The following is a 26474-nucleotide window of genomic DNA, read 5'->3' on the forward strand; positions in this document are numbered from 1 at the left end:
CGGCAGCGGATGAACAAGATTCGAGTTCTCGTCACCGACGACTCTGCCTTTATGCGTAAAGTCATCACAGACATCTTACATAGCGATCCTGCCATCGAAGTGGTTGACCGAGCCAAGAACGGACTCGAATGTCTTGAAAAAGTCAAGCAGCTCCATCCCGATGTCGTAACGCTCGATATTGAAATGCCGGTCATGAACGGACTGGATGCGCTGGAGCGTCTGATGACCGAGCACCCCGTTCCGGTCGTGATGCTCAGCAGCCTGACCAGGGAAGGGGCGGAAGCGACGATCCGCGCGCTGGAACTGGGCGCGGTAGACTTCGTGACCAAGCCGTCCGGTCCCATCTCGCTCGATATTCACAAAGTGGCCGAACGGCTGATCGAGCGGGTCAAAGCGGCGGCACAGGCGAGCGGCCGTCTGCGAAAACCGCCGGGCAGACCCGGCACGACGGTCGCCCGGCTTTCGGCCATGCTCAAGCGGAAGACGGTGTGGACGCAGCCGGAGCCGGCCCATCCGGGCACGGGTGCACCGGATCGTGCCGCTCCGGGCACCATCCAACCGGGGACGGCTGATTCCGGTGTTACCCCGCCGGCGGCTGCCGCCCCGCGGCGAACGGCGGCCGTCTCCAAACTGGTTGTGCTGGGGACGTCCACCGGGGGGCCGAAAGCGCTGCAAACCGTGTTGACCGCACTCCCGGCCGACTTTCCGGCGCCGATTCTCATCGTCCAGCACATGCCGGCCGGTTTTACCAAATCGCTCGCGCAGCGGCTGGATTCGCTTTGCGCCATCCGCGTGACGGAAGCGGAAGACGGCGAATGGATCCAGCCGGGGACGGCGTATATCGCGCCGGGCGGCTTCCATCTGGAAGTGGTTCAGGCAAGCGGCGGGCGGCTGGAAACACGCCTGCACCAAGAGGAACCGAGGGGCGGACACCGTCCTTCCGTCGACGTCCTGTTTGAGTCGGCAAGCCGATTGACAAATGTAGACAAATGGGCAATCATCATGACAGGCATGGGAAATGATGGGGCAAAAGGCCTGGGACGAATGAAAGAGACGGGACGCGTGACCAGCATTGTCGAGGACGAGTCGACATGTGTCGTTTTCGGAATGCCGCGGGCTGTCATTCAGGCGGGCCTTGCCGACAACGTCGTTCCTTTGGACCGGATAGCCGAAACGCTGTGTAAGCTGTTGCATTGATTATGGGAGGTGGATCACCCGTGGACATGAATCAATACCTGGACATGTTTATCGAAGAGTCAAAGGAACACCTGCAGGCGATCAACGCCAATCTGCTCCTCTTGGAGAACGATCCGGAAAACATCCAGATCGTGAACGAAATCTTCCGTTCCGCCCATACCCTGAAAGGGATGTCGGCCACCATGGGGTTTGAGGACATGGCAAGCCTCACGCACGAGACGGAAAACGTGCTGGACATGATCCGCAACCACAAGCTGACGATTACCGGCGACATCATGGACGTCATCTTTCAGAGCGTCGATTTGATCGAGGGCATGGTGATGAACATCGTGGAAGGCGGCGACGGTTCCGCCGATGTTTCCGCCCTGGTGAAAAAGCTGCGCGCCATCGTGGCGGGCGATTTTTCCGCCGTGGAGACCGCTGCGGCAGCCGAGGCAGCCGCGGAAGCACCCGCCGGGAAGGAAGCCGCCGGATCGGAGCGGCAGCACAACCTGGACGAGTTTGCCCTGACCGTTCTGAAACAGTCCAAGGAAGCGGGCCACAATCTGTTCTGGATCAAGGTGACGCTTGACGAAGGATGCGTGCTGAAGGCGGCCCGCGCCTACATGGTGTTTGATCAGCTGGAGTCGATGGGCGACGTGATCAAGTCGACACCGGCGGTGGAAGAGATCGAGAACGAACGGTTTGACCGATCGTTTGAACTGGTGTACGTCACGATGCAGCCGGCCGACAAGATCCGCCAGACCATCGCCAACATTTCGGAAATCAGGGAAGTGGAGCTGGAGCCGCTGCAGTTGAAGGAACCGGCCGCCAAGGCAGAGCAGGAAGTGAAGCAGGCGAAAGAACAGGCGGCGGCCAGCGCAGCGCCGGCAGTCGAGAAAAAGCCGGAGGCACCGGCAGGCGGATTGAAAAAGGTGTCCACCGCGGGCAAGACGATCCGCGTGGATATCGAGCGGCTGGATGTGCTGATGAACCTGTTCAGCGAACTGGTGATTGACAGGGGACGGCTGGAGCAGTTGGCGCGCGAGATCGGCAAGAGCGAGCTGCAGGAGACCGTCGAACACATGAGCCGGATCAGCGGCGACCTGCAGAACATCATTCTGACCATGCGCATGGTGCCGGTCGAGCAGGTGTTCAACCGCTTCCCGCGGATGATCCGCGATTTGGCAAAAGACTTGAACAAAAAAGTAAATTTGGAGATTTTTGGTGCCGAGACCGAACTGGACCGCACCGTTATCGACGAAATTGGAGACCCGCTGGTGCACCTCCTGCGCAACTCGCTGGACCACGGCATCGAATCTCCGGCGGAACGGAAAAAGGCGGGCAAGCCGGAAGAGGGAACCATCTTCCTTCGGGCGTACCACAGCGGCAACCACGTCTTTATTGAGGTGAAGGACGACGGGGCCGGCATCAACAAGGAGAAGGTCCTGAAAAAAGCGATCGAACGGGGAATCGTCAATCCGGCCAATGCCGACAGCATGACGGACAAGCAGATTTACGAGCTGCTGTTCGCATCCGGCCTGAGCACGGCAGAGGTCATCTCCGATATCTCCGGCCGGGGGGTCGGCCTGGATGTGGTGAAGTCCAAAATCGAGTCCCTGGGCGGCAGCGTCAGCGTCGACTCCGTCCGCGGCCAGGGTACCACGTTCCTCATCCAGCTTCCGCTCACCCTGTCCATCATCTCGGCGATGCTGGTGCAGGTGCAGAACGAGAAGTACGCCGTGCCGCTCAGCTCGATCATCGAGACAGCCGTTTTCCGCAAAGATCAGATCATGATGGCGCACCGGCAGCAGGTGATCGACTTCCGCGGCAGGGTGGTTCCCCTCGTCTCGCTGCAGGACATCTTCCAGGTGCCTGACGCCGGAGTGGGCAGTGACGACGAAGTGGCCGTCGTGATCGTCCGCAAGGGAGAGAAAATGGCCGGCCTGGTGGTCGATTCCTTCATCGGCCAGCAGGAAATCGTTCTGAAATCACTGGGCAAATACCTGGTGAACGTCTTTGCCATCTCCGGCGCGACGATTCTTGGCGACGGACAGGTCGCACTGATTATCGATTGCAACGCACTGATCAAGTAAAGGGAGGCGCAGCCCATGCTGGAGCAAAAAGAAATTACAGGCGAAGTGAAAGTCATTGTTTTTCGGTTGAAAGACGAAGAGTACGGCGTGGAAGTGAACCAGGTCAAGTCGATTGAGAAGCTGGAGCATATCACGCGCGTTCCGCGCACGCCCAAGTTTGTCAAAGGGGTCATCAACCTGCGCGGCGTGGTCACGCCGATCATTGACCTGCGAAGCCGTTTCGGCCTGGAAGAGACGGCCTACGGCGAATCGACCCGGATCATCATCGTGGGGGTCGGCGAGCTGGAAGTGGGGCTGATCGTCGACGCGGCCAACGACGTCATCGATATTCCGGTCGACGCCATCGAGCCGCCGCCGGAAGTGGTCGGCGGAGTGGAAGCGGCATACCTGCGGGGTGTGGCCAAGCTGGAGAAACGCCTCCTGATCCTGCTCAACCTCGACAAGGTGCTGAGCACCGAAGAAATCAAACAATTGGACGCGCTTGAGGGATAAGTGCGATGGAGTACTTTGCCAAGTTTGGAGACTTCCAGTTCGACGTGCTGCGCGAGGTGGGCAACATCGGCGCAGGCCATGCGGCTACGGCACTCTCCAAGCTCATTCAAAAAGAAATTGACATGAATGTGCCGAAGGTCAGCGTGATCCCGTTTGACCAGGTGGCCGATTGCGTCGGCGGTTCCGAGGCGATCGTCGTGACCGTGTTTCTTCGCGTGGAAGGCGATTGCCCCGGCAACATGTTCTTCATCCTGGACATGGAGTCCGCCCGCAGCCTGCTGCGGCAGATGACGGGGGCGGACAAAGACGTGCACGAATGGACCGATTTCGAGTATTCCGCCCTGCACGAAATCGGCAACATCCTGACCGGGTCTTACCTGTCGTCGCTGGCGGATTTCACCAATCTGAACATGCAGCCTTCCGTGCCGGCGCTGGCCATCGACATGGCCGGAGCGATCCTCAGCCACGGGCTGATCGAACTCGGGCATTCGGGAGACGTCGCCCTGACGATTGACACCGCCTTCTTTGAAGGAAACGATCAGGTGCAAGGCCACTTTTTCCTGATCCCGGACCCGGATTCGTTGAAAACACTATTTGGTTCATTAGGAGTTCCGTTCGATGGAGATCATTAAAATCGGCATGGCAGACCTGGGCGTGGCAAAACCTCCGGACCGGCTGCGCACGACCGGATTGGGGTCGTGCGTCGGAGTCGTCTTGTATGACGTCGTGCACAAGGTGGGCGGGATGGCCCATGTGATGCTGCCCGAATCGTCCCTGGGAAAAGGTGGGCCGCTCACGGTGGGGAAATACGCGGACACCGCGATTCCCCAATTGATTCAGGAGATGGAACGGGCAGGCGCGTCGGTCCGCCACATGGTGGCCAAGCTGGCGGGCGGCGCGCAGATGTTCGCGTCTTTGGGCAACAGCGATACGATGCGGATTGGCCCGCGCAACGTGGAGGCCTGCAAGCAGGCGCTCCAATCCGCGCAGATCAGGATTGTGGCTGAGGATACCGGCGGCAATTGCGGAAGGACGATCGAATTCGACACGTCTACGGGCATTCTCCAGATCCGGACCGTAAATCATGGTGTGAAGGAAGTATAGGTATGTGGGGAACCATTTGGCTGAACACAGGGATCGGCTTTCTCGGCTTCGTCATGACGCTGGCCACGGCCTTGGCAGGAAACATCTGGCTTGTCTCTCTGGAGCGGGCCTTCACGGCTTTCATTCTCTTTTTTCTCGCGGCGTTTCCCCTGCGCTGGCTGCTGGCAAGGGTCATGGATACATCGGAGGCCGCCGCAGGCAAGGCAGCAGCGGACGGAACGGATGCCTCCCCGGAGAGCGGGGAGCAGCAGACCGCTCCGGACGATGAACCGTTTATGCCGCTGAACACAAACCAAATCGACCGAATTGCTCCGGTTCAAGATCCCTCTGTCGTTGCGGATGTTGTCAGGCGGTTAACTGATGAGTAAAGGTTGGTGACTGATTCGTGGCACGGCTTACCAATCAGGAGAAGGCAAGACAGTTCGATAAATGGGTGATGTGGAAGCAGGAAGGCAGTCGCGAGGCGGAGGAAGACCTGGTGACCCAGTACCTCCCCCTCGTCGACAAGGTTGCCAGCCGCTTGGCTGGCAGCCTGCCGGCCAACGTGGACAAGGACGATCTGATCAGTTACGGCCGCTTTGGCCTGCTGGATGCGCTGGCCAAGTTTGACCACACCCGCGGGCTGCAGTTCGAGACCTACGCGATGTGGCGCATTCGCGGCGCGATGATTGACGGACTGCGGGAGAACGACTGGATCCCGCGGACGATTCGCGACAAGGCCAAGAAGATCGAAGAGGCCTACTCCTACCTGGAACAAGAGAAGCTCCGCACGCCCACCGAAGGGGAAGTGTCCCAGTATCTGGGCATCTCCGAGAAGGAACTGCGGCAGGTTCACTACGAGACCTCCCTGGCATCGATGATCTCCATTGATGAAGCGGTCGGCGAAGAAGACGAACAAAAGACCGCGCGCCATTCCTACATCGTCGATGAAGTGACGCCCAGTCCGGAATACGTGGCGGAAACGGCCGGCTTGAAGGAAGTGCTGGTCAGCGTCATCGACAAGCTGCCGGAAAAAGAACGGCTGGTCGTCTCGCTGTTCTACTTCGAAGAACTGTCCTTGTCGGAAATTGCCGAGGTGATGAATCTCTCTCCGTCCCGCATCTCGCAGCTTCATTCCAAAGCGATTTTCCGCATGCGCTCCGCTCTGTCGCGCTGGAAATCGCAGTTGATGTAGGAGCGGACGGGAGCGGTGATTGCAGAACGAGAGCAATCCATGGTTTTGAGGGGGGCAGAAAGATGGAAGAGACAGGGAACATCAGGCTGGAAGTGAACATCTCTCCGGACAAGCTGGAAGCGAGGGTCACGCTGATCGTCCCCGACGAGGGGCGGGGTGGCCCTATCCTCATTACAGAACAAGACGTGCGTGATGCCCTGCGCGCGAAAAACGTGACGCACGGCATTTTGGACAGCGTCATCAGCGAACTGGTCGGCAACCCGGCCAAATTCGCCAACGTTCCGGTCACCGTCGCCTGCGGCACACCCCCGGTTCCCGGGATCGACGGAAAAATCGAGTATCCGTTTCTGACGCTCCTGCATGACGACAAACGTCCCAAAGAGCTGGAGGACGGGCGGGTGGATTATTACAGCATCACCAATATTCCCAACGTGGCCAAAGGGCAGCTTTTGGCCGCCAAGACGCCGCCAACACCGGGGACGCCGGGAACGGCCGTGACAGGCGAGCCCATCGCTCCGAAGGCTGGCAGGGAAGTCATGATCAAGCCGGGAAAAAACGTCGTGATGAATCAGGAACGCACGCTGCTTTACGCCGCCATTGACGGCCAGGTGTCGTTTACGGAAAACGACAAGGTGAACGTCTTCCCCGTGTTTGAAGTGAACGGAGACGTGGATTTTCGCGTCGGCAACATCGACTTTGTGGGAACGGTGGTCATTCGCGGGAACGTCCCGACCGGGTTCAGGATCAAGGCGTCCGGCGACATCCGCGTGCTCGGCAGCGTGGAGGGAGCCGAGCTGGAGGCAGGGGGCTCGATCGAAATCCGAAGCGGCATCGTCGCCCAGGACAAGGGACATGTGGTGGCCGGCTGCAATGTAAAGACATCCTATATCCAAAACGCCAACGTCACCGCCGGCAATCAGGTGCTGGTGTCGCAGAGCATCATGTTTTCCCAGGTCCGGGCCGGGAAGCAGATCATCTGCAACGGCGCCAAGGGGTTCATCATCGGCGGCGTGCTGCAGGCCGGTGAAAAGATCGCGGCCCGCGTCATCGGCAATGCGAGCGCGACCCCGACCGTGCTGGAAGTGGGCGTCAAGCCGGAACTCAGGCAGGAATTGTCGACGATCACCAAAGAACTGCAAAACGTGTACGAAAATTTACGCAAAACGGATCAGGGGCTGGGCGTGCTCAGCCAACTGCTGCAGGTCGCCGGCGAACTGCCTCCGGAGAAACGAACGATGCAGATCAAGCTGACCAATACGCGTCTCGTGCTGGAGAAAGAGGTAAAGAAACTGGAGGCGCGAAAAAAAGAGATCGAACAGGAATTGGAAGGGGATGTGCCGGCTGCCGTGGAAGTGTACAACCTGATGTACCCCGGCATCAAGCTGGTGTTTGGCAAGCTGGTGCGCTTCATCAAACAGGAGTTCTCCCGCACCCGGTTTATCGTGCTGGAGGGGGAAATCACCACCTCCACCCTCATCTGACGCGGCCTGGTGGGAAACGGGATGAAGGAGTTGAGGCCGGATGAGTTTGAAAGCGGTTGAATGGCAGGTGTCCCTGCCGCGGAGCCCGGAGATCGGCCGCATCCAGGAACATGATCAGCAGCGGGCCGTGCACGAGCAGCAGTTGCAGACGGACGACCGCAAACTGGCGGATCTCCAGATGCGCCAGCGCCCCACAGACGTCAACGAGACGGCGAAAAACATGATTCGGGAACGGGAACATCCGCAAAAGCGAAAAAAACAAACCGCTTCCGGCGCGGAACAGGACGAAGCGAAGGACGGGTCGGCTGAAGGCAGGACGTCCGCCGGCGTGTCCATGCGCGATCCGCTGCGCGGGCGGTTTATCGACATCTCTTTGTAAACATCCGAGACAAGATGGGAGCATAGGTGACTTCAATGGATCTTCCTTATTATATTCTGATCGGAGCGGGAGCGCTGATCATGACGGCGGCGCTTCTGTTCAAACGGGAACGGACGGCCGGTTCGGATGAAACCACGCCGCAAGGGCCATGGGACAAGGCGGACATGGAAAAAAGCCTGCAGCGGTTTCTCAACCAGATCAAACACGAACAGAAGGCGGCGGAAGTCAGATGGACGCAAGCCAATGCGGCGCTTGCGGAAGAGGTGGCGGAACTGAAGCAGCGCCTGGCCCGTGTGGAAAGCGAATGGGCCGCATGGCGAGCCGCAGGACAAGCGGCGGTCTCAGGGGCTCCGCGCGCGAGCGAAGAGGAATTGGCCGACGCGTTCGCCCTCCGGGAGCGCTATCGGCGCGTCTTTGAACTGCGGCAGGAGGGATTGTCCCCCGATGAAATCGCCAAAAGGCTGGGAGCCGGGCAGGGCGAGATCGAATTGATCCTCTCGCTGGCCGGTTCCGGAGAGAGAGGGAAGGCCGATGGGCAAGCGTGAACTGTTGGTTGGATTCGGCGCCGGCCTGATGGTGGCGGCGGCCGTTCTGGGCGCGGTGCATCAAGCCGCTCCGGCCTCTTCCGCCTCGCTGACCAAGGAACAGGTGAAACAGGCGGCCGAGGCTATGCAGATGGTGCTCCTGTCCAAAGCCGAGTACGACCGCCTGCGCCAGGAGCAGAACGTCTCGCTTCCGCCTGCTCCGACTCCGCCAAAGCAGCCGCAGGCACCCGCTGTCACGGCGCCGACGCAGCCCCAAACGCAGACGCCCCGACCGCCCGAGGGCAACCGCGCGCCGCAGCCTCCGTCCGCAGCCGTCCCTGCCGCTGCCGGCGAGCCGTCCAAACCGGACGGGAACACCCGCATTTCCGCCCCAACGGCACCGAAACCGCCGGCAGCGACCGTCACGGTTCAGGTTCCGTACAAGGCGACCGCCGAAGGTGTCGCCCGCAAGCTGGTGGAAGCAGGGGTTCTCGACGCCGACAACACACTGGTGGAAACGCTGCGCGCGCAGAATAAACTGAACCGGATCCGGGTCGGGACCTATCAGATCCCGGCAGGAGCGAGCGAAGCGGAGATCGTCCGGATCATCACCACACCGCCTGCGAAGTAAGGCGGTGTTTTTTTTGGGCAGGCCGCTGTCCGCCATCCCGTTCGCGCACGGTCCGGGCCGGCATCCGGCGGGCGGATGACGCCTCGGACAGGGGAGGAACGATTTTGCAAAAAACAATGGAATCGTTTGTTGCATTTGAATGTGCCATGTGATATATTCATTAACGGTGTTGAATTCGCACGTCCACCAATTCCGACAACGGTGCTGCCCGTCGGCAGTCTTGTCCGGAAGATGCGGTGAGGCGGAGGTAGGCATCACTAAAAACCAATCTGAAGGAGGTGTGAAATATGGCAGTTATTTCGATGAAACAGCTCCTCGAGGCTGGTGTTCACTTCGGTCACCAAACTCGTCGCTGGAACCCGAAAATGGCTCGCTATATCTTCACCGAACGCAATGGTATCTACATTATCGACCTGCAAAAAACCGTAAAAAAAGTAGAGGAAGCGTACAACTTCGTGCGTGAACTCGCTGCAAACGGCGGTAAAATGCTCTTCGTGGGCACGAAGAAGCAAGCGCAGGAATCCGTGAAAGAAGAAGCGGAACGCACTGGTCACTACTACATCAACCAACGTTGGCTGGGCGGCACGCTGACCAACTTCGCAACCATCAAAAAGCGTACGGCTCGCCTGGCTGAGCTGAACCGCATGGAAGAAGACGGCACCTTCGACGTTCTGCCGAAGAAAGAAGTAATCGTGCTGCGCAAGGAAAAAGAGCGCCTGGAGAAATTCCTCGGCGGTATCGCGAACATGGAAGAACTGCCGGACGCCTTGTTCGTCATCGACCCGCGCAAAGAGCGCATCGCTGTAGCGGAAGCCCGCAAGCTGGGCATCCCGATCGTGGCGATTGTCGATACCAACTGCGATCCGGACGAGATCGACTACGTAATCCCGGGCAACGACGACGCGATCCGCGCCGTGAAACTGCTCACCTCCAAAATGGCTGACGCCCTGCTGGAAGGCAGCCAAGGCGGAGAACAACAAACCACAACAACTGCGTAAGCAAGTGTTAAGAGGGTGGACTGAGGGTTTCAGAACCCCGTCCACCCTTTATTCACCACTATATACCCAGCTCGTCATTTTTCAAGGAGGTTCAACTCATGGCAATCAGTGCACAAGCGGTGAAAGAACTGCGCGAACGCACCGGCGCAGGCATGATGGACTGCAAACGCGCCCTGGAAGAAACCAACGGCGACATGGAAAAGGCGATTGACCTGCTGCGTGAGCGCGGCATCGCCAAAGCGGCGAAAAAAGCGGGCCGCATCGCTGCGGAAGGGCTCACCTCCTACGCGATCGAGGGCAACGTGGCAGCCATCGTGGAAGTGAACTGCGAGACCGACTTCGTGGCGAAAAACCCCGAGTTCCAAACGCTGGTGAAAGACATTGCCGAGCACGTGGTAAAACAACGTCCGGCTAGCCTGGAAGCTGCTCTGGAACAGCCGTTCAAAGGCGAAGGCGCTCCTCTCTCCCAAGTGATCAGCGAGAAAATCGCCACCATCGGAGAAAACATCTCCTTCCGCCGCTTCTCCGTTCTGGAGAAATCCGACAACGGCGTGTTCGGCGCTTACCTGCACATGGGCGGTAAAATCGGTGTTCTGGTAGCGCTGGAAGGCACCAAGGACGAAGTGCTGGCGAAAGATCTGGGCATGCACGCGGCTGCGTCCAACCCGCGTTATGCCAACCGTGAAGAAGTATCCCAGGAAGAGATCGAACGCGAGCGCGAGGTACTCAAGAACCAGGCGCTGGCTGAAGGCAAACCGGCCAACATTGTGGAGAAAATGGTGGAAGGCCGCCTCTCCAAGTTCTTCGAAGAGTTCGTCATGGTCGAACAACCATTCGTGAAAGATCCGGACAAGAAAGTGTCCGCTCTCTTGAAAGAGGCAGGCGCTACGCTGAAGGCATTTGTCCGCTTCCAAGTTGGCGAAGGCATCGAGAAAAAACAGGAAGACTTCGCTGCGGAAGTAATGGCGCAAGTGAATAAACAGTAAAAACCGAAATGGGGAACACCTGTGTGTTCCCTATTTTGTAAGAGGCTTGTCGAAAGAGAGTTTCACACGATCCCTGTGTGAAACTCTCATCCGCGTAAAAAGAACAAGCCGCCGGCGGGTGCCGGAAGGATTCCGGTTCCGGACAGAGAATGATTCATGAATGGAGGCCGTTTCACATGCCACTTCCTGCCTATAAACGGGTTGTGTTAAAGTTGAGTGGGGAAGCTCTGGCGGGGGAATTAGGGTACGGAATCGACCCGAAAGTGATTTTCTCCATCGCTACTCAGATCAAGGAAATTGTAGAATTGGGCGTACAAGTCGCAGTCGTTGTCGGTGGAGGCAATATCTGGCGCGGACTTTCCGGCAGCTCCAAAGGCATGGATCGGGCCACTGCCGATTACATGGGCATGCTGGCGACGGTCATGAACTCGCTCGCTCTGCAGGATGGATTGGAAAAAGTGAACGTCCCGACTCGTGTACAAACGTCGATCGAAATGAGACAGGTGGCGGAACCGTACATACGCCGCCGGGCGATCCGCCATCTGGAGAAAAACCGGGTCGTGATTTTCGCGGCAGGCACGGGCAATCCGTATTTCTCCACGGATACAACGGCAGCCCTGCGTGCGGCGGAAATCGAGGCCGAAGTGATCCTGATGGCGAAAAACAAGGTGGACGGCGTCTACTCCGCCGACCCCAGCGTCGATCCTGCTGCGGTCAAGTATGACAAGCTGACATTCCTCGACGTGCTGAACAAGGGATTGGGCGTCATGGATTCGACGGCGTCCAGCCTGTGCATGGACAACAACATTCCGTTGATTGTCTTCAACATTTCCGAAGAAGGCAACATTCGCCGTGCCGTAATGGGCGAAAAGATCGGTACACTGGTTAAGGGGGAATCATAATGCCGCAAACCGTGCTGAAGGACATGGAAGAACGCATGAACAAAGCGATTGCCACACTGAAAAAAGACCTTGCCAGCCTGCGTGCCGGCCGTGCCAATCCGGCGATGCTGGACAAAATCACCGTGGATTACTACGGCACGCCGACGCCGATCAGCCAACTGGCCAACATCAGCGTACCGGAGCCGCGCATGCTGACGATCCAGCCGTGGGACAAATCGGCCCTGAAAGAGATCGACCGCGCGATTCAGCAGTCCGATCTGGGGCTGACGCCTTCCAACGACGGCAGCATCATCCGGATCGTCATCCCGCCGCTGACGGAAGAGCGCCGCAAAGAGCTGGTGAAAGTGGCAAACAAGAGCGGTGAGGAAGCGAAAGTAGCCATCCGCAATATCCGCCGCGATGCCAACGAAGAAATCAAGAAGCTGGAGAAGAGCGGCACCATTTCCGAAGACGAGTCCCGCCGCCATCAGGAAACCGTGCAAAAAACCACGGACAAGTTTATCGCGGAAGTGGACAAGATCATCAAGGAAAAAGAGAAGGACATTCTCGAAGTGTAAGCCAGGAAATCCCCCTCATCAGAGGGGGATGTATGTCTATATCTCTCATTGCGGGGGAACACTTTATGTTAGAACATCTGGCGCGCAAATGGTCGCGCAAGGAACAACAGGCAACGACTGCTGAACTGGACCCGTCCGGCCAGATTCCGCATCACGTGGCGGTGATCATGGACGGCAACGGCCGGTGGGCCAAGAAGCGCAATCTGCCCCGGATGGCCGGCCATCGGGCAGGGATGAAAACGGTAAAGGAAGTCGTCAAGGCAGCCGACGAGATCGGCGTGCAGTATTTGACGATGTACGCGTTCTCCACCGAGAACTGGAAACGGCCGCGGGACGAAGTGGATTTTCTCATGAAACTTCCCCAGGAGTTTTTGTCGACTGAATTGGAAGAATTGGTCGAACGGAACGTGCGGGTCCGGATGGTCGGCAGCCGGGAGCAGTTGCCGTCCTATACGATTCAGGCGCTGGAAACGGCTGAGCAGAGGACGCGCAACAACACCGGTCTCCAGTTGAACTTCGCGCTCAACTACGGAGCGCGCAAGGAAATCGTCGAAGCGGTAAAGGACATTGCGGCCCGTCTGCAGGCGGGTGAAATCGACCTGGAGCAATTGAATGAAGATGTCATTTCCCGGCATCTCTACACGAGCGGAATCCCGGACCCGGATCTGTTGATACGCACCAGCGGAGAAATTCGCTTGAGCAACTTCATGCTGTGGCAGTTGGCCTACACGGAATTGTGGTTTACCGATGTGCTGTGGCCTGATTTTACCCGGGAACATTTTTATCAGGCGATTGTGGAATACCAGGGCCGAGCTCGACGCTACGGGGCGGTTTAAGCCGAGAGGTGGAATCAGTTGAAGCAGCGGATAATCACGGGCCTCATTGGTGGGGCAACCTTCCTGTTCCTCGTCTATCTGGGGAACGTGTGGTATTCATTACTGGTGTTGTTTTTGGCCGTCATGGGCCTTTTTGAATTTTTGCGGATGGCGGGACTGCGGCCGTTCAGCGCGGCGGGTATGCTCGCTTACGCGTTGATGGTCAGCATCGTCTGGCCGGCTCTCTCCTTTTCGGCCGGGACCGGTGTTGTGATACCGGATTTGGTGCTGCCTGTCACGCTGCTGCTGCTGGTTTATTCCGTTCTGCGGAAAAATCAGTTTCACATTGAACACGCCGCCCTTACGCTGATAGGGGCGTTATACATAGGCTACGGTTTTACATACATGGCGGCCGTGCGCAACCTCCCGGACGGCTTGATGCTGACGGTGCTGGTCATCCTGGGCATCTGGGCGTCTGATTCCGGTGCCTATTTCATCGGCAAGGCCGTGGGCAGGCGAAAGCTCTGGCCGGCCATCAGTCCAAATAAAACCGTAGAGGGGTCGTTTGGCGGACTGCTCGCTGCGGTGGCGGTCGTGCTGGGCGTCAACGCCGCTTTTGGGCATCTCCCCCTCGGACAGGCTGTGGCGATTGCCCTGGTGGCGGCAGTGGCCGGACAGTTGGGCGATCTGGTGGAATCGGCGATCAAACGCCACTTTGGCGTCAAGGACTCCGGCCGCATCCTGCCCGGCCACGGCGGAGTCCTCGACCGCTGCGACAGTTGGATCATGGTCTTTCCCGTCTTGTATCTGCTGGGTATCGTCTAAATGCGAACGCCATATAGAAAGAGATATAGAGGGTGAAACGATTGAAACGCATAACGCTCTTGGGCTCTACCGGGTCGATCGGCATGAGTACGTTGGACGTGGTGGCCCAGCATCCGGAGGAGTTTTCGATAGTGGCCCTGGCGGCAGGGAACAATATGGAACGGCTTGCGGAGCAGGTGAAGCAATTCCGGCCCGAGCTGGTGTCCGTCGGCAGCGAAAAAGCGGCGGGCGAACTGCGGGAGCGCCTCGGCAGCGCCCATCGTCCGGAGATCGTCTGCGGAACGGCCGGATTGGAGCTGGCCGCCCGCCATCCGGACGCCGATTTCGTCATGACGGCCGTGGTCGGCAGCGTAGGAGTCGCGCCTACGCTGGCCGCCATCGAGGCGGGGAAAGCGATCGGACTGGCCAACAAGGAGACGCTCGTAAGCGCCGGTCACCTCGTCATGAAAGCCGCGCGCGAACGGGGAGTGCCAATCATCCCGGTGGACAGCGAGCACTCCGCCGTGTTTCAATCGCTCCAAGGGGAGCGCCGGGAGGACGTGGCCCGGATTATCCTGACGGCTTCCGGCGGCTCGTTCCGCCACTTGAGCCGGGAGGAACTGGCCCACGTGACCGTCGCCGAAGCGCTGAACCACCCCAACTGGAGCATGGGCGCCAAGATCACCATTGATTCCGCCAGCATGATGAACAAAGGATTCGAAGTGATCGAAGCCCATTGGCTGTTCGACATGCCGTACGAACAGATCGACTGCATCCTGCACTATGAAAGCATCATTCACTCTATGGTAGAATATAAGGACCGGGCTGTCATGGCTCAACTGGGCACCCCGGACATGCGCGTTCCGATTCAGTACGCGCTCAGCTACCCGAAGCGCATGCCGCTGATGACGGAGCCGCTTGATCTGGTGAAGTGCGGAACCCTGCATTTTGCGCCGATGGATTTTGACCGTTATCCTCTGTTACAATTGGCATATGAATGCGGAAAACAAGGCGGCACCCATCCCGCCGTCCTGAACGCGGCCAACGAGGTAGCCGTTGCGCGCTTCCTCCAGGGCGAGATCGGCTTCCTGGACATTGAACGCATCGTGCGGGAAACCTGCGAAATCCACCAAGGAATCAGCCAGCCGTCCCTGGAGGAGATCATGGCTGCCGACGAGTGGGCACGCAATCAGGCGCTAGCCCTGTCTGCGCGATAATGGAGCTTGACGATAACGCAATGAAAGGTGGCTTCTCCCTTGCCTTTTCCCAACCTGGATTCAGTCGAATCGATTCTCGCGATCATCATCGTGTTTGGCGTACTCGTGTTTGTGCATGAATTGGGCCATTTCCTGCTGGCCAAGCGGGCCGGCATCCTCTGCCGGGAGTTTGCGCTGGGCATGGGGCCGAAAATCTTCAGCATAAAACGGGGAGAAACGGAATACACACTGCGCTTGCTGCCGATCGGGGGATTGGTGCGCATGGCCGGTGAAGATCCGGAGCTGGATATCCTCAAGCCGCACATGGAAGTGAGCGTGGAACGCGATGCAGTGGGAAAAGTGACGCGCATTCTGCTGGACAGAACGGACAGCGGTGGCAGAGGAAGCGTGACCGGAACGATCGTCCGCTTTGATTTGGAACACCAACTGACGCTCACCCTGGACGTGGACGGGGAGGAGCGGACGTTCTCCGTACACCCGCAGGCCCACCTGGTCAAGGACGGCCAGGAGGTGCAGATTGCGCCCTACAACCGGCAGTTCAAGGGAAAGACGGTCATGCAGCGCTTCTGGGCCATCTTTGCCGGTCCGGCGGCCAACTTTTTGCTCGCCTTCGTCCTGTTTGTCGTGATCGGACTGTCCTACGGGGTCCCCAGCAATGTGCCGTACCTCGGCGAAGTGAGGCCCGGCGGCCCCGCCGCCCAGGCCGGCCTGATGGAAGGGGACAGGGTGATCGCCATTCAGGGGCAGCCGGTCTCTTCGTGGAAGGAGATCGTGCAGATCGTCAGCCAGTCTCCCGGCAAGGAACTGGTCTTTGAAATCGAGCGGAACGGACAGCGCAAAAGCGCGAAAGTCCGGATCTTCAACGACAACAACGTCGGCAAGATCATGGTGACGCAGACGCTGACGTACGCGCCTGGCGAGGTGCTGAAGTACGGAGCCCTCTCCACGTACGAGTTTACCGCGATGATCCTGAAAAGCCTGGGCATGCTGTTTACCGGCGCCGTCGGGTTGAACGATCTGAGCGGACCGGTGGGGATCTTCAAGATGACGGGCGAATTCGCCCAGCAGGGATTGGCGGTCCTGTTGAAGTGGGCGGCGGTGCTCTCCATCAACCTGGGCTTGTTTAACCTGCTGCCGCTGCCGGCGCTGGACGGAGGACGGCTGGCGTTTTTGCTGGTGGAAGCACTGCGCGGCCGGCCGGTCGACCCGCACAAGGAAGGCATGGTGCATTTCCTCGGCTTCGCCTTCCTGATGCTGTTGATCCTGGTCGTGACCTGGAACGATTTGCAACGCTTGTTTTTGCAGTGACGCGTAATCACCGACACAAACAAAAGGATGGTGCTCTATGTACAAGCGCGAGGAGACGAAACCGGTTTTTGTTGGAGGCGTACAGATCGGCGGACAAAAAAGCGTCGTGATCCAGTCGATGACGACGGCGGACACCCGCGACGTGGAAGCCACGCTGGCACAGATCCAGCGGCTGTATGAAGCCGGCTGCCAAATCGTCCGCCTGGCGGTGATCAACGAAGACGCGGCGCGCGCCATCAAGGCGATCAAGGAACGCTCCCCGCTTCCGCTCGTCGCCGACATCCATTTTGACTACCGCCTGGCGCTGATCGCATTGGAAAGCGGCATCGACAAGATCCGCATCAACCCCGGCAACATCGGCTCCAAGGAAAAAACGAAAGCGGTCGTCGAGGCGTGCCGGGAGCGAAACGTTCCGATTCGTATCGGCGTCAACTCCGGTTCCGTGGAAAAACGGCTGTTGGAGAAGTACGGGTACCCGTCGCCGGAAGCGATCGTGGAGAGCGCCATGGACCACGTCCACATTCTGGAAGACCTGAACTACGACAACATCGTCATCTCCCTGAAGTCGTCCGACGTGCCGACGATGATCCAGACCTATTCGCTGATGGCCGAGAAGCGCAACTACCCGCTTCACGTCGGCGTGACGGAAGCGGGGACCCAGTTCTCCGGCAGCATCAAGTCGGCGGTCGGCATCGGCACCGTGCTGGCGATGGGCATCGGAGATACGATTCGCGTCTCGCTGACGGCTGACCCGGTCGAGGAGATCAAGGTGGCGAAGCAGATTCTCCGCAGCCTGGACATTGTCAACAACGACCCGGTGGTCATTGCCTGCCCGTCGTGCGGACGCTGCGCGATTGACCTGATCGGGCTGGCCACCAAGGTGGAGAATGCCGTCTCCACGCTGAAGGTTCCGCTGAAAATCGCCGTCATGGGATGCGCCGTCAACGGTCCCGGCGAGGCGCGCGAAGCGGATGTGGGCGTCGCCGGCGGTAACGGCGAGGGGCTCATTTTCCGCAACGGGGAGATTGTGCGGAAAGTGAAGGAAACGGAACTGTTCGAAGAGCTGATGAAAGAGATTCACGAATTGGTGGAAGAGCGGAAATCTACCATGGTTGGATAAGAGCAAGCCGCAACCGGTGACAAACCCACGTGCATGGCGGCGGCTCCTCGCGAAGCGGGAGGAGGAAGCACCCCCGCTGCGAGGTTCCCCAGGCACGTGGGTTTGGTTTGCCGAAAAAAGATTGTCGACGTAGTCGTGCCATGCAAGAAGGAGGACAAGCGTGTGTTGAAGCAAAGTCAGATGTTGATTCCCACCCTGCGGGAAGTGCCTGCGGATGCGGAGATTGCCAGCCACAAGCTGCTGCTTCGGGCCGGTATGGCCCGCCAGTTGGCGTCCGGGATTTACACCTACCTGCCGCTGGCGCTCCGCAGCCTGCAGAAAATCCAGGCCATCGTGCGCGAAGAGATGAACCGCGCCGGGGCCCAGGAACTGCTGATGCCGGCGATGCAGCCGGCGGAGTTGTGGCATCAGACGGGCCGCTGGGACGTGTATGGCCCGGAACTGGTGCGCCTGCAGGACCGCCACGAACGTTCGTTTGCGCTTGGTCCGACGCATGAAGAAGTGATTACCAGCCTGGTGCGGGACGAAATCAACTCCTACAAGAAACTGCCGATCAACCTGTACCAGATTCAGACGAAGTTCCGCGACGAGGTCAGACCGCGCTTCGGTCTGATCCGCTGCCGCGAGTTCATCATGAAGGACGCCTACTCGTTTGACACCACGCCGGAAGGTCTGGACAAAAACTTCCAGGCGATGTTTGACGCCTACACCCGCATTTTCACCCGCGTCGGTCTGAACTTCCGCGCCGTGGAAGCGGACGCGGGGGCGATTGGCGGAAAAGGCACGTACGAATTCATGGCGCTGTGCGACATCGGCGAAGACACGATCGCCTATTCGGAAGAGGGCGATTACGCCGCCAATTTGGAAAAGGCGGAAGTGGTGTACAAGCCGGCCCCCAAACCGGCCGGCGAAACACCCGCGATGGAGAAAATCCACACGCCCGGCGTAAAAACCATTGACCAACTGACCGAAACGCTCGGCGTGGACGCGAGCCGGATCATCAAGAGCCTGATCTACCGGATCGACGACAAGCTGGTGATGGTGCTCGTCCGCGGCGACCACGAGCTGAACGAGGTCAAGCTGAAAAACCTGTTCGACGCGACGCAGGTCCGCCTTGCATCCGCAGAAGAGGTGCTGGCGGTCAGCGGCGCGCCGGCAGGCTTTGTCGGGCCGGTCGGCCTCGATGCCGAAAAAACGGAAATCGTCGCCGACAACTTCGTGCAGGATGTCTACGACGGAATCGTGGGCGCCAACGAAGCCGACTACCATCTCATCCATGTGCAGCCGGCCCGGGACTTTACCGTCTCCCGTTACGCCGACCTGCGCAACATCATGGAGGGAGACGAGTGCCCGCGCGGCGGCGGAGTCATCAAGTTTGCCCGTGGCGTGGAAGTGGGCCACGTGTTCAAACTGGGCACCAAGTACTCGCAGGCGATGGGCGCCACCTTCCTCGATGAGAACGGGCGCAGCCAGCCGATGATCATGGGCTGCTACGGCATCGGCATCTCCCGTACCCTGGCCGCCGTGATTGAGCAAAACAACGACGAAAACGGCATCATCTGGCCTGTGTCGGTGGCGCCGTTCCACGTCCACGTCATTCCGGTCAACACCAAAGTGGACGAGCAGCGTCAAGCGAGTGAACAGATCACGGAAGCGCTGATGGCGGCCGGCATCGAGGTGCTGTACGACGATCGGCCGGAGCGCGCCGGCGTGAAGTTCAAGGACGCCGACCTGATCGGCCTGCCGCTGCGCATCACCGTTTCCGACCGGGCCGCGCAGGAGGGCGTCGTCGAAGTGCGCGTCCGCCGTACCGGAGAAACGCACGAGGTCAAACGCGACGAACTGGTCGCCTTCGTGAAAGACCTGCTGACCCGCGTCGACCGGACGGGTGCGGAGCTGTTCCAAAAGTAAAAAGAAAGCAGGGATTCGGCTGATTTTGTCGAATCAAATCGGGGTACTCCCGTTGAACCGTGGGAGTACCCCCTGTTTTTTCCGGACATGTTTGTACTGATGGCATGATTGAGGTGGAGAACCGTGAATCGGTTGGAAGAGCAAAAACATCGCTTCTCGCTGTTGGTGAAGCAGTTGGATCTGCCGGCAGAGTGGGTGGAGCGATTTTTTCTTGATGGACAAATCGATAAATTGGAACTCTACCGGCAGAACAAGGAGTGGGTGTTTACCTTCACGCTGCCCCGGCTGCTGCCGGCAGAGATGTATCAGGCCTTTATGCACCGGCTGACCCAGAGCTTTTCTCATCTGGCGACAGTGGACGCCCGATTCCGCTACCGCGAACAGCCGAGCGTGGAGCAGGCCGTCAGCCAGTACTGGGACGTGCTGCTGGAGAATCTGGAGCAAAAGATCAACTCGCTGGCGGTCACGCTGCGCCAGGCGAAGCGGCAGGTGGAGGCGCAGAACGTAACCGTGTACCTGCCGACGGAGATGGCGGTCGAGATGGCCAAGCGGAAGAAAGCGGACAGCGAACTGGTGGCCGCATTTGAAAAAGTGACGGCCTGCGTGCCGCGCTTTACGTTTTTGGCCGAAGAGAGCGACGAGGCGTACAAGGCGTTCATGGAGCAGCGTGAAGAAGAGGAGCGAGCGCTGATCGAAGTGGTCATGAGCGCGGTCCAGCAGGAGAAGGACAGCAAGGAGAGCGACAAGACAGAAGCGGTGACCACGCTGATGATCGGGTACGAGATCAAGGACGAGCCGCTGCCGATCCGCGAGATCCAGGACGAAGAGCGGCGCGTCACCATCCAGGGCACGGTGTTCGGCGCGGAGCTGAAGGAACTGCGCAGCGGCCGCCATCTGTTGACGTTCAACATCACCGACTACACCGATTCGCTGACAGTCAAGATTTTCTCCCGCGACAAGGAAGACGTCAAAATGCTGGAGGCCTTGAAGGACGGCATGTGGGTGAAGGTGCGCGGCAGCGTCCAGCATGACACCTTCCTGCGGGAACTGGTGATGGTGGCCAACGACATCAACCAGATCGAACAGGTTGCGCGAAAAGATACGGCCGAGGAAAAGCGGGTGGAGCTGCACTGCCATACGCCGATGAGCGCGCTCGACGCCGTCGCCTCCGTCAAGTCGCTCATCTCCACGGCGGCCAAGTGGGGACACAAGGCGATCGCCATCACCGACCACGGCGTCGTCCAGGCGTTCCCGGAAGCGTACAGCGTCGCCAAGAAGAACAACATCAAGTGCATCCTCGGCATGGAGGCGTACGTGGTGGAAGACGGCGTGGACATCGTCTACAACCTGACGCCGGAGAACAACCTGCCGATCGACGAAAACACCGAGTACGTCGTATTCGACACGGAGACGACCGGTCTCAACGCGGCGGAGCACACGATTATCGAAATCGCGGCGGTGAAGATGCGCGGCACGGAGATCGTCGACAAGTGGACAGAGCTGATCGATCCACAGATCGAGATCGGCCCCAAGACGACCGAAATTACCGGGATTACCAACGAAATGCTGCGCGGCAAGGATACGCTGGACGTGGTTCTGCGCCGGTTCAAGGAGTTTACCGGCGACGCCGTGCTCGTGGCGCACAACGCGGAGTTTGACAAGGCGTTCATTAACGCCTGCGCCAAGCGGATCGGCATGGAACCGTGGAACAACCCCATCCTGGACACGCTGCCGCTGGCCCGCCTGCTCTACAAGGGCATGCGCAACTACCGCCTGGGAACGCTGGCGAAGAAGTTCAACGTGGAGCTGATCAACGCCCACCGCGCGCTGGATGACACCGTGGCGCTGGCCCACGTCTTCCAGTACATGCTGAAAGACATCCGGGAGGCGGAGATCAAAACCCTGGCGGATCTGAACGAGCGGAGCAACGCGGAGGCCGATTACAAGAGCGGCCGCCCGTTCCATGCCACCCTGTTGGTCAAGACCAAGGCCGGGTTGAAAAACCTGTACAAACTGGTGAGCCGCTCCCACGTGGAGACGTTTTTCCGCGTCCCCCGCATCCAGCGCAGCCAGCTCGTCAAGTACCGCGACGGACTTTTGATCGGCACGGCCTGCAAGGAGGGCGAGCTGATGCAGGCGATCCTGCGCGGGAAGTCGCGGGACGAGCTGAAAGAAGTGGCCGCCTTCTACGATTTTCTTGAACTGCAGCCGCTGGATCACTACACGCCGCTGCTGCGCAATGAGGAGATTCCCTCGCTGGAGACGATGAAGGGCTACCACCAGTTGATCGTCGAAATCGGAAAGGAACTGGGCAAGCCGGTGGTGGCGACGGGGGACGTCCACTTTCTCAACCCGCAGGACGACATCTTCCGCGACGTCTTTTTGCTGTCGCAAGGCTCCCCCGACGCGGGCAACCAGCCGCCGCTCTATCTGCGCACCACGGACGAAATGCTGGAGGCGTTTGCCCACCTCGGCGAGGAGACCGCCCGCGAAGTGGTGGTGACCGCACCCAACGCGATCGCCGACATGATCGAGGACGTCAGTCCGATTCCGGACCGGCTGTACACGCCGATCATCGAGGGGGCGGATGACGAGCTGCGCCAGATGTGCTACGACAAGGCGAAGAAGCTGTACGGCGATCCGCTGCCGGAGATCGTGGAGAAGCGCCTGGAAAAAGAGCTGAACAGCATCATCACGCACGGGTTCGGCGTGATTTACCTGATCTCCCAGCGGCTGGTGACCAAGTCGCTGGCGGACGGCTATCTCGTAGGGTCCCGCGGTTCCGTCGGCTCCTCGTTCGTGGCCACCATGGCCGAGATCACCGAGGTCAATCCGCTGCCGCCGCACTACCGCTGTCCGAACTGCAAGCACAGCGAGTTCATCACGGACGGCTCGATCGGTTCCGGTTTCGACCTGCCGGACAAGGACTGCCCCGTCTGCGGGCACAAGCTGGCCAAAGACGGGCAGGACATTCCTTTCGAGACGTTCCTCGGCTTCAAAGGGGACAAGGTCCCCGATATCGACCTGAACTTCTCGGGCGAGTACCAGCCGCGCGCGCACAAGTACACTCAGGAGCTGTTCGGCGTGGACAACGTCTACCGCGCGGGGACGATCGGCACGGTGGCGGAAAAGACGGCCTACGGCTACGTGCGCAAATACGCGGACGAGCGCGGCCTGACGCTGCGAAACGCGGAAATCGCCCGGCTGGTAAACGGCTGCACGGGCGTCAAGCGGACCACCGGCCAACACCCGGGCGGGATCATCGTGGTGCCTGACTACATGGAGATCGAGGATTTTTGTCCGATCCAGTACCCGGCGGACGACAGCGAATCGGAGTGGCGGACGACGCATTTCGACTTCCACTCCATCCACGACAACCTGTTGAAGCTGGACATTCTCGGCCACGACGACCCGACCGTGATCCGCATGCTGCAGGATTTGACCGGCATCGACCCGAAGACGATCCCGCTGGACGACAAGGCGACGATGTCCATCTTCAGCTCGACCGAGGCGCTGGGCGTCACGCCGGAGCAGATTCGCACCAATCTGGGGACGCTGGGCATTCCCGAGTTCGGCACCAAATTCGTGCGGCAGATGCTGGAGGACACCAAGCCGACCACGTTTGCCGAGCTGGTGCAGATCTCCGGTCTCTCCCACGGAACGGACGTCTGGCTGAACAACGCGCAGGACTTGATCCGCAGCGGCACGTGCAAGCTGTCCGAGGTTATCGGGTGCCGCGACGACATCATGGTGTACCTGATCTACAAGGGGCTGGAACCGTCCCGCGCCTTCAAGATCATGGAGTCGGTGCGGAAAGGAAAAGGCGTTCCCGAGGAAGACCAGGAGGAAATGCGCCGAAACAACGTGCCGGAATGGTACATCGAGTCCTGCCAGAAGATCAAGTACATGTTCCCGAAGGCGCACGCCACCGCCTACGTGATGATGGCCGTGCGGATCGCCTACTTCAAGGTGCATTATCCGCTGGAGTTTTACGCCACCTACTTCACTGTGCGGGCGGACGACTTCGACATTCCGCTGATGGTCAAGGGCTCGTCGGCGATCCGGCAAAAAATCGAGGAGATCGAAGAAAAGGGACACGAGGCGCAGCCCAAGGAGAAGGCCCTTTTGACCGTGCTGGAAATGGCGCTGGAGATGGTGGAGCGCGGCTTCCGCTTCGCCAACGTCGACCTCTACCGCTCGGACGCGACCAAATTCCTGATCGACGGCAACAGCCTGATCGCTCCGTTCAACGCCCTGCCCGGTCTGGGAACCAACGCGGCAATCAGCATCGTCAAGGCGCGGGAGGAAGGAGAGTTCCTCTCCAAGGAAGACCTCTTGACCCGCGCCCGGATTTCCAAGAGCATCCTGGAATACCTGGAGGAGCAGGGAGCCCTTCAGGGGCTGCCGGAATCCAATCAGCTCTCGCTGTTCTGACGACGGCGGACGGGGAGCGGACCAGAGACGGCCTGTCGGGTTTCCGGGCAACACCCGGTTGTCAACGACAGGCTGTTATGCTATAATTTTTTTGGAAATACTGGTTATACGCACGCAGAGCGAGAGTGGGGAAACCCACTCTTTCTTTCTGGCCGAACCCCATGCTTGAAACGACAAGGAGGTACTTGCTTGAGCAAGGTAACAGACATTGTCACCGACCTGGTTACGCCCATTCTCGACGAACTGGGTCTGGAACTGGTTGACATCGAGTACAAGAAAGAAGGCAGCAACTGGTTTCTCCGCGTGTTCATCGACAATGAAACCGGGAACATCGACATCGATGACTGCGGCCTTGTCAGCGAGCGGCTGAGCCAGCGGCTGGACGAGGTGGACCCGATTCCCACCGCGTACTTCCTGGAGGTGTCGTCACCGGGAGCGGAGCGTCCGCTGCGCAAGGAAAGCGATTTTCGCAAGGCTGTCGGCAGGCACGTACATATCGTGACCAAGGAGCCGCTGGAAGGATCTACCGTGTTCGAAGGCGAACTGGTATCCTTTGAGGACGGCAGGCTGACAGTGAAGGAAGCGAAAAAAACGTACGTCATTTCCCTGGACCAAATCGACGCGGCCCGGATGGCCATCGTCTTTTAATTCCGCGGGGTGTGCTTGTAAAGGAGGAGGCAACGAAAATCATGAACGCCGATTTTATCGAGGCATTGGAAGCCATTGAGAGAGAAAAAGGAATCTCCAAAGACGTGTTGATCGAGGCCATCGAAGCGGCCCTCATTTCCGGATACAAACGGAATTTCAATTCGGCGCAGAACGTCCGCGTAGACGTGAATCGCCACACCGGCCAGGTGCGTGTGTTTGCCCGCAAGACGGTCGTGGAAGAAGTGCTCGACCCGCGTCTGGAGATTTCCCTGGAAGGGGCGCAGGAGATCGATCCCAATTTCCGGCTGGATGACATCGTCGAGATCGAAGTGACGCCCCGTGACTTTGGCCGCATCGCCGCCCAGACGGCGAAGCAGGTGGTGACCCAGCGCATTCGCGAAGCGGAGCGCGGGCTGATCTACAGCGAGTTCATCGAGCGGGAGGACGACATCATCACCGGCGTGGTCCAGCGGATGGATGCCCGCAACTACTACATCGACCTGGGCAAGGCGGAGGCGGTCATGCCGATCACGGAGAAGATGCCGACCGACGACTTCAAGCCCCAGGATCGGGTGAAAGCCTACATCATCAAGGTGGAAAAGACGACCAAAGGGCCGCAGATCGTCGTGTCCCGCACGCATCCCGGCCTGTTGAAACGGCTGTTTGAACTGGAAGTGCCGGAAATCTACGACGGCGTGGTGGAGATCAAATCCGTCGCCCGCGAAGCCGGAGACCGCTCCAAGATCGCCGTCCATTCGATCAATCCCGACGTCGACCCGGTAGGCGCCTGCGTCGGGCCGAAGGGAATGCGCGTGCAGACCATCGTCAACGAGTTGAAGGGCGAAAAGATCGACATCGTGCGCTGGTCGGAAGATCCCGCGGAATACGTGGCCAACGCGCTCAGCCCGGCCAAGGTGCTGCACGTGGAGGTAAACGCGCCGGAAAAAGTGACCCGCGTCATCGTACCGGATTACCAGTTGTCGCTGGCGATCGGCAAGCGCGGGCAAAACGCCCGTCTCGCGGCCAAGCTGACCGGCTGGAAGATCGACATCAAGAGCGAGACGCAGGCTGAACAGGAAGGCATCGCCTATCCGAAAGCGGGCGATGAGGGGGCTGACATCGAATAGCCATGAAGCAAAAGAAAATTCCTTTGCGGAAATGCATCGTGTGTCAGGAAATGTTTCCAAAAAAAGAACTGGTGCGCGTCGTGCGGACCCCGGACGAAGAGATCATCATCGATCCGACCGGCAAAGCAGCCGGGCGCGGGGCGTACGTGTGCCGTCAGGAAAGCTGTCTGAAGCCGGACACGTTTGCTTCGGGCAAGTGGAAAAAAGTGCTGGAACGCGCACTGAACATGTCCATCACCCAGGAAAAATACGACGCGTTCCGTGAAAAATGGCTGGAGATGATGGGACAATGATCCCCAAGGCAGCGCAATTGCTGGGGTTGGCCATGCGTGCACGCAAGGTGATTGCCGGCGAGGAGCTGGTCGTGCAGGCAGTGCGGACCGGTCAGGCCAAGCTGGTGCTGCTCGCGGCCGACGCCTCCGCCAACACGGCCAAGAAGGTACGCGACAAGTGCGCCTATTACGGCGTTCCGTGCGTGACGGCCGGCGACCGGTACGCGCTGGGGCACGCTATCGGCAAGGACGGGCGTGTCACCGTCGCGGTTACGGACGGGAAGCTGGCGGACAGCATGCTGCGCCTGCTCACCTAAT

Annotated in this window: 26 protein-coding genes; all 26 read left to right on the forward strand. The window is 59.3% G+C overall.

Annotation, left to right across the window (positions count from 1 at the left end; genetic code table 11):
- Nucleotides 1–9 precede the first annotated feature (9 nt).
- The 26 genes from M516_RS0109845 (at nt 10) to M516_RS0109970 (ending at nt 26473) form a co-directional block, all read left to right on the forward strand.
- A complete protein-coding gene (locus tag M516_RS0109845) occupies nt 10–1197 on the forward strand; it encodes a protein-glutamate methylesterase/protein-glutamine glutaminase (protein WP_029098967.1) in 1188 nt (395 codons plus the stop codon).
- A gap of 20 nt (nt 1198–1217) precedes the next feature.
- Nucleotides 1218–3272, forward strand: coding sequence for a chemotaxis protein CheA (locus tag M516_RS0109850; RefSeq protein ID WP_029098968.1), 2055 nt, complete (start codon nt 1218–1220; stop codon nt 3270–3272).
- 15 nt (nt 3273–3287) lie between these two features.
- A complete protein-coding gene (locus M516_RS0109855) occupies nt 3288–3764 on the forward strand; it encodes a chemotaxis protein CheW (protein WP_029098969.1) in 477 nt (158 codons plus the stop codon).
- Nucleotides 3765–3769: 5 nt separating this feature from the next.
- Nucleotides 3770–4396, forward strand: coding sequence for a chemotaxis protein CheC (locus tag M516_RS0109860; RefSeq protein ID WP_029098970.1), 627 nt, complete (start codon nt 3770–3772; stop codon nt 4394–4396).
- Entirely contained in the window at nt 4383–4868 is a 486-nt protein-coding gene (locus M516_RS0109865) for a chemotaxis protein CheD (RefSeq protein ID WP_029098971.1), read from the forward strand. Before M516_RS0109860 ends, M516_RS0109865 begins: the two co-directional genes overlap by 14 nt.
- A gap of 2 nt (nt 4869–4870) precedes the next feature.
- A complete protein-coding gene (locus M516_RS0109870; protein WP_029098972.1) occupies nt 4871–5236 on the forward strand; it encodes a hypothetical protein in 366 nt (121 codons plus the stop codon).
- A 17-nt stretch (nt 5237–5253) separates the two neighbouring features.
- Nucleotides 5254–6042: a FliA/WhiG family RNA polymerase sigma factor gene (locus M516_RS0109875; RefSeq protein ID WP_029098973.1), complete on the forward strand. Its 789-nt coding sequence runs from the start codon at nt 5254–5256 to the stop codon at nt 6040–6042.
- A gap of 62 nt (nt 6043–6104) precedes the next feature.
- A complete protein-coding gene (locus M516_RS0109880) occupies nt 6105–7523 on the forward strand; it encodes a DUF342 domain-containing protein (protein WP_029098974.1) in 1419 nt (472 codons plus the stop codon).
- 40 nt (nt 7524–7563) lie between these two features.
- Nucleotides 7564–7902 (forward strand): hypothetical protein, encoded by a 339-nt coding sequence (locus M516_RS0109885; RefSeq protein ID WP_029098975.1) that lies wholly within the window; start codon nt 7564–7566, stop codon nt 7900–7902.
- Between the two features lie 35 nt (nt 7903–7937).
- Nucleotides 7938–8447 (forward strand): DUF6115 domain-containing protein, encoded by a 510-nt coding sequence (locus tag M516_RS0109890; RefSeq protein ID WP_035289403.1) that lies wholly within the window; start codon nt 7938–7940, stop codon nt 8445–8447.
- Nucleotides 8434–9057: a hypothetical protein gene (locus tag M516_RS0109895; protein WP_029098977.1), complete on the forward strand. Its 624-nt coding sequence runs from the start codon at nt 8434–8436 to the stop codon at nt 9055–9057. Before M516_RS0109890 ends, M516_RS0109895 begins: the two co-directional genes overlap by 14 nt.
- Before the next feature lie 287 nt (nt 9058–9344).
- Nucleotides 9345–10055: a 30S ribosomal protein S2 gene (gene rpsB, locus M516_RS0109900; protein ID WP_029098978.1), complete on the forward strand. Its 711-nt coding sequence runs from the start codon at nt 9345–9347 to the stop codon at nt 10053–10055.
- Between the two features lie 98 nt (nt 10056–10153).
- On the forward strand, nt 10154–11041 hold the full coding sequence (tsf, locus tag M516_RS0109905) for a translation elongation factor Ts (protein ID WP_029098979.1): 888 nt from the start codon (nt 10154–10156) through the stop codon (nt 11039–11041).
- Nucleotides 11042–11217: 176 nt separating this feature from the next.
- Nucleotides 11218–11943: a UMP kinase gene (pyrH, locus tag M516_RS0109910; protein WP_029098980.1), complete on the forward strand. Its 726-nt coding sequence runs from the start codon at nt 11218–11220 to the stop codon at nt 11941–11943.
- Nucleotides 11943–12500, forward strand: coding sequence for a ribosome recycling factor (gene frr, locus M516_RS0109915; RefSeq protein ID WP_029098981.1), 558 nt, complete (start codon nt 11943–11945; stop codon nt 12498–12500). The genes pyrH and frr overlap by 1 nt, the downstream gene beginning before the upstream one ends.
- A gap of 65 nt (nt 12501–12565) precedes the next feature.
- On the forward strand, nt 12566–13336 hold the full coding sequence (locus tag M516_RS0109920; protein WP_029098982.1) for an isoprenyl transferase: 771 nt from the start codon (nt 12566–12568) through the stop codon (nt 13334–13336).
- An 18-nt stretch (nt 13337–13354) separates the two neighbouring features.
- Complete coding sequence (locus M516_RS0109925; protein ID WP_029098983.1) at nt 13355–14140, forward strand: phosphatidate cytidylyltransferase; 786 nt, start codon at nt 13355–13357, stop codon at nt 14138–14140.
- A 41-nt stretch (nt 14141–14181) separates the two neighbouring features.
- Nucleotides 14182–15336 carry a 1-deoxy-D-xylulose-5-phosphate reductoisomerase gene (locus M516_RS0109930; RefSeq protein WP_029098984.1) on the forward strand — a complete coding sequence of 385 codons (1155 nt, stop codon included), beginning with the start codon at nt 14182–14184 and terminating at the stop codon, nt 15334–15336.
- Nucleotides 15337–15375: 39 nt separating this feature from the next.
- Nucleotides 15376–16644 carry an RIP metalloprotease RseP gene (rseP, locus tag M516_RS0109935; RefSeq protein WP_029098985.1) on the forward strand — a complete coding sequence of 423 codons (1269 nt, stop codon included), beginning with the start codon at nt 15376–15378 and terminating at the stop codon, nt 16642–16644.
- Nucleotides 16645–16681: 37 nt separating this feature from the next.
- The gene (gene ispG, locus M516_RS0109940) at nt 16682–17764 is read left to right on the forward strand and encodes a flavodoxin-dependent (E)-4-hydroxy-3-methylbut-2-enyl-diphosphate synthase (RefSeq protein ID WP_029098986.1); all 1083 of its coding nucleotides are present in this window, start codon (nt 16682–16684) and stop codon (nt 17762–17764) included.
- Between the two features lie 165 nt (nt 17765–17929).
- A complete protein-coding gene (locus M516_RS0109945; protein ID WP_029098987.1) occupies nt 17930–19675 on the forward strand; it encodes a proline--tRNA ligase in 1746 nt (581 codons plus the stop codon).
- A gap of 123 nt (nt 19676–19798) precedes the next feature.
- A complete protein-coding gene (locus tag M516_RS0109950; protein WP_029098988.1) occupies nt 19799–24109 on the forward strand; it encodes a PolC-type DNA polymerase III in 4311 nt (1436 codons plus the stop codon).
- Nucleotides 24110–24298: 189 nt separating this feature from the next.
- The gene (gene rimP, locus M516_RS0109955; RefSeq protein ID WP_029098989.1) at nt 24299–24757 is read left to right on the forward strand and encodes a ribosome maturation factor RimP; all 459 of its coding nucleotides are present in this window, start codon (nt 24299–24301) and stop codon (nt 24755–24757) included.
- A 41-nt stretch (nt 24758–24798) separates the two neighbouring features.
- Nucleotides 24799–25884: a transcription termination factor NusA gene (gene nusA, locus M516_RS0109960; protein WP_029098990.1), complete on the forward strand. Its 1086-nt coding sequence runs from the start codon at nt 24799–24801 to the stop codon at nt 25882–25884.
- Nucleotides 25885–25886: 2 nt separating this feature from the next.
- Nucleotides 25887–26177: an RNase P modulator RnpM gene (gene rnpM, locus M516_RS0109965; protein WP_029098991.1), complete on the forward strand. Its 291-nt coding sequence runs from the start codon at nt 25887–25889 to the stop codon at nt 26175–26177.
- Nucleotides 26174–26473 (forward strand): YlxQ family RNA-binding protein, encoded by a 300-nt coding sequence (locus M516_RS0109970; RefSeq protein WP_029098992.1) that lies wholly within the window; start codon nt 26174–26176, stop codon nt 26471–26473. The genes rnpM and M516_RS0109970 overlap by 4 nt, the downstream gene beginning before the upstream one ends.
- Nucleotide 26474 lies beyond the last annotated feature (1 nt).

This window comes from Brevibacillus thermoruber 423, assembly GCF_000454065.1.
GTDB classification, from domain to species: domain Bacteria; phylum Bacillota; class Bacilli; order Brevibacillales; family Brevibacillaceae; genus Brevibacillus; species Brevibacillus thermoruber.